Here is a 7,828-nt window from a genome sequence, read left to right on the forward strand (position 1 = left end):
CCGCTGGCGTCCAGGCCGAAGAAGAGCGCGTCGCGGTACGCCGAGCAGATGGTGTCCAGGAAGTACGCCGCGACGGTGCCGCACTGGTCCGCGCCGGAGCCCGGGTCGATCGGGGTGCCGTGGCCCATGCCGGAGACCCGGTAGACGCGGACCACGTCGTTGCCGTACACCTCCAGGCTGGTGCCCGCGGGCAGTTGCGCCGTGCTGGTGGGGGTCTGCGCCACGCCGAGCACATTGGTCCACTGGTCACGGGACTCCGTGGCGTTCGCCACCGCCACCGTGTAGTCAGCGGTGCCGTGCCAGACAGCCACCTTCGGGCGCGGGCCGGAGTATCCGGGGTGGGCGTTGCGCACCAGGTCGCCCCACTGCGCCGGCGTCTTGTCCACCCCCGGGCTCATGCAGGAGAACGCGTTGACCGTGCCGGTGGCGCAGCGGTACGGGATGCCGGCGATGACCGAGCCGGCGGCGAAGACGTCCGGGTAGGTGGCGAGCATGACCGCGCTCATCGCGCCGCCGGCCGACAGCCCGCTGACGTACACCCGGTTGGCGGCCGTGCCGTAGCTGGACCGGGCATGGTCGACCATCTGCTTGATGGACAGCGCTTCACCCTGGCCGCGAGTGGTGTCGCCGGTCTCGAACCAGTTGAAGCACGAGCTGGAGTTGTTGGCGGCCGACTGCTGGGGCACGATCAGGGCGAACTTCCACTGGTCGGCGTACTTCTGCCAGCCGGAGTTGGCGAAGTACCCGGCCGCGTTCTGGGTGCAGCCGTGCAGCAGGACGACGGCCGGGGCGCCCGACGGCAGGTTGTCCGGCCGGTAGGCGTACATGGCGAGGTTGCCGGGGTTGGAGCCGAAGCCGGTGACCTGGGTCAGGGACGCGGCCTGGGCGGGAGCGGCGACGGCCACCAGCGCGGCGGCGGCCAGGACCAGCCCGGCCAGCACACCGGCGAGCCGGCCGGGCAGGGTGCGGGTACGGCGCACGGGGACCTCCTGGGGTGGGTGGTGAGCTGGGTCACCGATAATTGCCGCGACGTTACGCAGATGTGTCACACCTATGACATGGCGGGACTTCACACATTCGTCGATGTCTGGGTGTGGCCGGCCCGCATCCTGCTTCTTGGGTCGCGACGTGCCGGGTCTGCCCAGGCGTGTCCGGGTGCGGTTGGTAACGTCCGCTAGGTGCCGACCTCCCCGTCCGTGGCGTCCGCGCCCGCCAAACCGCCGCGGGTCACCCGCGACCGCCGCGCCGACCTGATCGTGGCGCTGCTCGCGCTGGCGCTCGCCGTCTGGGTGACCAGCGGGCTGTGGCGGGACCCGAACGGTCGCGCGATCACCGTCAACTCCAGCGACCAGGCGCTGTTCGAGTGGCTGCTGGCCTTCGGCGGCCACGCGGTGAGCCATGGGGAGAACCCGCTCTACACCTATCTGATCAACGTCCCGGACGGGGTCAACCTCGCGGTCAACACCTCGATCACCGTGTACGCGGTGGTCTTCGCCCCGCTGACGTACCTGATCGGGCCGCCGGCCACCTTCCTGGTGATCCTCACCCTCAACCTGGCCGCCACCGCCTTCGCCTGGTACTGGCTGCTCTCCCGGCACCTGGTCCGCAGCCCGCTCGCCGCCGCGATCGGCGGGCTGTTCATCGGCTTCTCCCCCGGCATGGTCTCGCACGCCAACGCCCACCTGAACTGGACCGCCGGCTGGCTGGTGCCGCTGCTGGTGTGGCGGGTGTTCGCGCTGCGCCGGCCGGGGCGCTGGCTGCGCGACGGCGTGATCCTCGGTGTGCTCGTCGCGGTCGCCTTCTCGATCGCCGCAGAGGGGTTGTTCTTCACCGCGCTGGCGCTCGGCCTCTTCGTCGCCGTGTGGGCGCTGCACCCCGCCAACCGCGTCGAGGCCCGGGCCGTGCTGCCGTCGTTCCTGCGCGGGCTCGCGGTGACCGCGGTGGTCGCCGGGCTACTGCTGGCGTACCCGCTCTGGCTGCACTTCGCCGGGCCGCAGCGGTTCCACGGCACCGGCTTCGACCCGGTGATCCACTCCGAGGACATCGCCGCGTACGCCGCGTACCCGCGCCGTTCGCTGGCCGGCGAGGCCGGGTTGCGTACCTCACTGGCGCCGAACCCCACCGAGGAGAACTCGTTCTTCGGGCTGCCGCTGCTGCTGCTCGCCGTCGGCTGCTTCGTGCTGCTCTGGCGGCGCGCCGAGCCGGCCCGGCGGGCGACCCTGTGGGCGCTGGGGGTCGTCGCGGTGGTCTTCGCCCTGCTCTCCTTCGGGCCGGTGGCGAAGGTCGACGGCCGGCGCACCGACCTGCCCATGCCGTTCGACCTGCTCGGGCACCTGCCGGTGGTGAACGCCGCGCTGCCCGCCCGGCTCGCGCTGGTGGTCGCCCCGGTGATCGGTCTGCTGCTGGCGTACGCCGTGGACCAGCTCCGCCAACGTCCGCCCGGCCGGGCCGCGGCGGTGGCCTGGACGATCGCCTTCCTGGTGGCGCTGGTGCCGCTGGTCCCGACTCCGCTGTTGACCAGCGAGCGCGAGCCGATCCCCCGCTTCATCACCTCGGGCGCGTGGCGGAACTACATCTCGCCGGGGGGCGTGCTGACCCCGGCACCCCTCACCCTGGACGTCTACCCCGACGGCCAACGCTGGCAGGCGTACGCGTTGGCGAACCGGCAGGGCGAGTTCGCCATCCCGTCCGGGTTCTTCCTCGGCCCCGGCGGCCCCGACGACCGGGGCCGGATCGGGCCGGTGCCGCGGCCCTTCGGCGCGATGCTCGACCAGGCCGCCCGCGCCAGCACGCTGCCGATCGTCACCGAGGGCACCCACGAGGAGGTCCGGGCCGACCTGGCGTACTGGCGGGTCGAGGCGGTGGTGCTCGCCGACGCGGTGCACGGGGCCAAGTGGCCGGTCGACGAGGAGGCGCTCCGACGCACGTTGACCATGCTGCTCGGGGAGCCGGAACGGGTCGAGGACGTCTGGCTCTGGCGAATCCGGCGGGAGTGAGCAACGGGCGAGACCGCCGCGTCCGTGAGCGGGCTCACCGCCGGTGACCGGCGGGTACGGGTCTACGCTGGGACGCGTGACCGCGACGACCTCCGGCCTGACGGCCGTCCACGCCGGCGTCCTCGACTACTCCGCCGCCTGGGACGAGCAGCGCCGCCTGCACGACGCGGTGGTCTCCGGCGAGCAGGGCGACACCGTGCTGCTGCTGGAGCACCCGAGCGTCTACACCGCCGGCAAGCGCACCGAGCCGTGGGACCGCCCGGTCGACGGCACCCCGGTGGTCGACGTGGACCGCGGCGGCAAGATCACCTGGCACGGCCCCGGCCAGCTGGTGGGCTACCCGATCCTGCGGCTGCCCGACCCGGTCGACGTGGTCGCGTACGTCCGGCGGGTCGAGCAGATGCTGATCGAGGTGTGCGCCGAGTTCGGCCTGACCGCGGGCCGGATCGAGGGCCGCAGCGGAGTCTGGGTGCCGGCCGACGACCGGGGGCCGGCCCGCAAGGTCGCCGCCATCGGCATCCGGGTCGCCCGCGGGGTCACCCTGCACGGCTTCGCCATCAACTGCGACTGCGACCTGGCGTACTTCGACCGCATCGTGCCCTGCGGCATCCGGGACGCCGGCGTCACCTCGCTCAGCGCCGAGTTGGGCCGCCCGATCACCGTGACCGACGTACTCCCGGTCGTCGAGCGCCGCCTGGCGACCATCGTCGAGGTCTGACCCTCCCGCCGGCGTCGACCCGGCCGGCGCGCGTTCCGCGTTCGCCGCGTTGGAACGGCTGGTCGAGGTGGTCGACGAGTTGGGCCCGCTCGCCCGGCCAGCGGTGCTTACGAAGCTGCGCGGCCTGAACTGACCCACCACTCCGCCGCACCACGTTGGCCGCGCGCCCCGCCTCGGCCGCCTACCCGCACCGGTAGGCGATGCCGTTGGCGTCCCGACACAGGGTCAGCCGGTGCCGGTAGGCGATGCCGATGGCGTCCTGACCGACTACGGGGTCAGCCGGTGGAGGTCGCGGGGGAATGCGGTCACCTCGCGGATGTTGGGTGCGCCGGTCAGTCGGGCGACGAGGCGTTCCAGGCCGATGGCGAAGCCGCCGTACGGCGGCATGCCGTGCCGGAAGGCGTCGACGTACCCGGCGTACGGCTCGACCGACTCGCCGCGTGCGGCGAGCGCGGCCAGGTAGTCGGCGTACCGGTGCAGCCGTTGCCCGCCGGTGACCAGCTCCAGTCCGCGGAACAGCAGGTCGAACCCGTTCGAGTAGGCCGGCCGCGCCGGGTCCGGGTGGGTGTAGAACGGCCGCTTCGCCATCGGGTACCCGGTGACGAAGAGGAACTCCGACCCATGCTCGCGCCGGGCCCACTCCCCCAGCGCGCGTTCGTGCGCGGGGGCGAGGTCCGGCTCGTCCGCCGGCGCGCCGGCGATCTTCAGCGCCTCGGTGAAGTGCACGGCCGGAATCTGCCCCGGTACGGCCGGCAGCTCCACGCCGAGGGTGGCCAGCGCGGCACCGGCCCGGTCGCCGACCACGTCGAGCGTCCCGGCCAGGGTGTCCTGCAGCACCGCCATCACATCCCGGTGGTCGGTGACGAAGCCCAGCTCGGCGTCGAGGGAGGTGTACTGCGCCAGGTGCCGTACGGTGTCGTGCGGCTCGGCCCGGAACACCGGCCCGACCTCGTAGACCCGCTCGAAGACACCGACCATCAGCTGCTTGTAGAACTGCGGTGACTGGGCCAGGTACGCCGGCCGGCCGAACCAGTCCAGCGCGAAGACGTTCGCCCCGCTCTCGGTGGACGAGGCGACCACCTTCGGTGTGTGGATCTCCACGAACCGCCGGGCGTCCAGCGTGGCCCGGAAACCGGCCACCGCCGCCGCCGAGACCCGCAACGCCGCCGACCGGCTCGGGTGCCGCAGCGCGACGGGTGCGTTGTCCAGCTGGGTGGGGAGGCTGGCGGTGAGCGTGGGCCGGTAGAGGTCGAACGGTGGCGGTACGGCGGGCGCGCCGAGCGGACGTACCGTCGGGTCGGTCAGCTCGACCCCGGCGGGGGCCGTGGCGTTCCCGACCACCGTGCCGGTCACCTCGACCACGGTCTCCTCGGGCAGCGCCTCGACGGCGGCGCGTACCGCCGGGTCGGTGACCACGACCTGGGCGAGGCCGGCGGCGTCCCGGACGATCAGGAAGGCCACCGACTTGAGCAGCCGGCGGCGGTGTACCCAGCCGGCGATCCGGACGGCGCCTCCGGTGTGTCGGGCGAGTTGGTCGGACAGGATGCGTTGCACAGCGGGCTGCTCCTCGGTCGATCGCGACGCCTCGCCACCCTCGGGCGGCGAAGGATCGCCTCAGCCCCGGGAGGTGTGGGCGAGCGGGAACCTCGCGGTGCCACCACACCTTCGCCCCCGCCTGGGCGGGAGCCTCGTTCGTCGCCTTTTCACCGGGGCCAGCCGGGCGGGCTCTACTGGGCGCGGGGTGTTAAGGAGGGGCCCTTCCTCTGCCGCAGGCGTTAATAAGGGACCCTTCCTTTCACCGCGGGCGGTTCTTCCCGCAGCTCGGGAGGGTCTTCGCGGCCTCGGCGCCAGACCGCCTCGCAGCAACCGGCGGCTCTCTTCAACTGGCGGGTCGGGGCGCTACTCGGCTCCGTCGTCGCTTCGTGCCGGGCACGCTAGCATCCGGTCGGGCGGTCCTGTTACGTGTTTTTCCGGTCCTCGGTGTCCGGCGTCACAGGATTTCCGGGGTGACGGCCGTCGCCCGCCGTTCATCGACGGCCACCATCCGGCGTAGGCTCGTTTTGTGACGATCGAGCACTCCGCGCCGACGACCGGCCAGGCCGCGCGTACCGCGACGCCCGCACCCGAGGGGCGGCGCCTGCTGCGGATCGAGGCCCGCAACGCCGAGACGCCGATCGAGCGCAAACCACCGTGGATCAAGGTCAAGGCCAAGATGGGCCCGGAGTACACCCAACTGCGCGGGCTGGTCGCCCGCGAGGGGCTGCACACCGTGTGTCAGGAGGCCGGCTGCCCCAACATCTACGAGTGCTGGGAGGACCGCGAGGCCACCTTCCTCATCGGCGGTGACCAGTGCACCCGCCGCTGCGACTTCTGCCAGATCGACACCGGCAAGCCGGCCGAATTCGACGCCGACGAGCCGCGCCGGGTCGCCGAGTCGGTGGTCTCGATGGGTCTGCGGTACGCCACCATCACCGGCGTTGCCCGCGACGACCTGCCCGACGGCGGCGCCTGGCTCTACGCCGAGACGGTCCGGCAGATCCACGCCCTGCAGCCCGGCTGCGGCGTCGAGCTGCTGATCCCCGACTTCAACGCGGTCCCGGAGCAGCTCGCCGAGGTCTTCGGCGCCCGGCCGGAGGTGCTGGCGCACAACGTCGAGACGGTGCCGCGCATCTTCAAGCGGATCCGGCCGGCGTTCCGCTACGAACGTTCGCTGGACGTCATCCGGCAGGCCCGCGCGGCCGGCCTGGTGACCAAGAGCAACCTGATCCTGGGCATGGGCGAGGAGCGGGACGAGATCTCCCAGGCCCTGCGTGACCTGCACTCCGCCGGCTGCGAGCTGATCACCATCACGCAGTACCTGCGCCCCACGCCTCGGCACCACCCGGTCGAGCGCTGGGTCAAGCCGGAGGAGTTCGTCGAGCTGAGCGCCGAGGCCGAGGAGATCGGCTTCGCCGGGGTGATGAGCGGGCCGCTGGTGCGCTCGTCGTACCGCGCCGGCCGCCTCTACCAGCAGGCCCTCCAGGCCCGCGAGGGTGTCACCGTCACCGCCGGCTGAGCTCTTTCCCGGCCGCCGCCCGGTGCTGCGCCACCGTCCGGAGGCCGGCCAGGTGCCATGATCAGCCCATGACCGCCGAGGTACGCCGCGCGCCACGCGCCGCGCTGCGCGCGCTACCGGCGGCCCTGCGCACCCTGCCCGGACCACTGCGGGCGCGGCCCGGCTCGCGGCTGCCCGGGGTGCTCACCCTGCTCGCGTTCCTCACCGGGGTCGGTTACCGCCTCGGCCTGCTGCTGCACGACGCGCCACCCACCAACAGCGACGAGGCCACCATGGGCCTGGCCGCCCTGCACATCTCGCGGGGCCAGGAGTTCCCGATCTGGTTCTACGGCCAGTCGTACATGGGCACCCTGGAGGCGTGGCTGGCCGCGCCGGTGTTCGCCCTGGCCGGGCCGTCGACGCTCGGCCTGCGACTGCCCACCCTGGCGATGTACGCGCTGTTCGTGCTGCTGGTCTGGCGGCTGACGCTGCGGCTGACCGGGGACCGCTGGTTCGCCCTGCTGGTCGTCGGGCTGCTCGCCCTCGGCTCGGACCGGATCGTCAAGAACCAACTCATCGCCGGTGGCGGCTACCCGGAGATGAACGTGGCCGGGGCGGCGCTGGCCCTGCTGGCGTACGACCTCGCGGCCGGGCGGCCCGGTCGACGGCTACCCCGCTGGGCGGCCTGGGGTTTCCTCGCCGGGCTGATGGTCTGGGTCGATCCGCTGGTGCTGCCGTACGTGGCCGCCACCGGGCTGGTACTGGTCGCGTTCCGCTGGCGTGACCTGCGCGGTTGGGCCGGGGCGGTGCTCGGGCTCGGTGCCCTGGTCGGCGCGGCGCCGCTGCTGGTGGACAGCCTGGCGGCCGGCCGCAACCCGCTCGCCGCGGTGCTCACCGCCAGCGGCGCCGACCAGCCCGCCGGCTGGGCCGACCGGCTGTACGGCGGCCTGGTGCTCGGTCCCGCGCTCGGCACCGGCTTCTGCGACCCGGGCCGCTGCGCCGGCTGGCAACTCTGGTGGGCAGCGGCACTCCCGGTCCTGCTGCTCGCCGCCGCCCTGACCGCCTGGCGCACCCTCCGCC

6 protein-coding genes are annotated in these 7,828 nt (G+C 73.0%); 4 read left to right on the plus strand and 2 right to left on the minus strand.

Features of this window, described 5'->3' with window-relative positions; genetic code table 11:
• The coding region (locus tag C1I95_RS29975; protein WP_111218925.1) for an extracellular catalytic domain type 1 short-chain-length polyhydroxyalkanoate depolymerase at window positions 1-980 on the minus strand (980 nt) is incomplete at its 3' end.
• Between the two features lie 198 nt (window positions 981-1,178).
• Between C1I95_RS29975 and C1I95_RS29980 the strand changes: the two genes are divergently transcribed.
• Both C1I95_RS29980 and lipB read left to right on the plus strand, forming a co-directional pair.
• Window positions 1,179-2,996 (plus strand): DUF6311 domain-containing protein, encoded by a 1,818-nt coding sequence (locus tag C1I95_RS29980; protein ID WP_111218928.1) that lies wholly within the window; start codon window positions 1,179-1,181, stop codon window positions 2,994-2,996.
• Window positions 2,997-3,072: 76 nt separating this feature from the next.
• Complete coding sequence (gene lipB / locus C1I95_RS29985) at window positions 3,073-3,714, plus strand: lipoyl(octanoyl) transferase LipB (RefSeq protein WP_111218930.1); 642 nt, start codon at window positions 3,073-3,075, stop codon at window positions 3,712-3,714.
• A 267-nt stretch (window positions 3,715-3,981) separates the two neighbouring features.
• Here lipB and aspS read toward each other — a convergent pair whose 3' ends face one another.
• Entirely contained in the window at window positions 3,982-5,268 is a 1,287-nt protein-coding gene (gene aspS, locus C1I95_RS29990; RefSeq protein WP_111218932.1) for an aspartate--tRNA(Asn) ligase, read from the minus strand.
• A 508-nt stretch (window positions 5,269-5,776) separates the two neighbouring features.
• Between aspS and lipA the strand changes: the two genes are divergently transcribed.
• On the plus strand, window positions 5,777-6,769 hold the full coding sequence (gene lipA / locus C1I95_RS29995; protein WP_111218934.1) for a lipoyl synthase: 993 nt from the start codon (window positions 5,777-5,779) through the stop codon (window positions 6,767-6,769).
• A 68-nt stretch (window positions 6,770-6,837) separates the two neighbouring features.
• The coding region (locus C1I95_RS30000; RefSeq protein WP_499877994.1) for a glycosyltransferase family protein at window positions 6,838-7,828 on the plus strand (991 nt) is incomplete at its 3' end.

The sequence above is a fragment of the Micromonospora craterilacus genome, from assembly GCF_003236315.1.
GTDB lineage: Bacteria > Actinomycetota > Actinomycetes > Mycobacteriales > Micromonosporaceae > Micromonospora > Micromonospora craterilacus.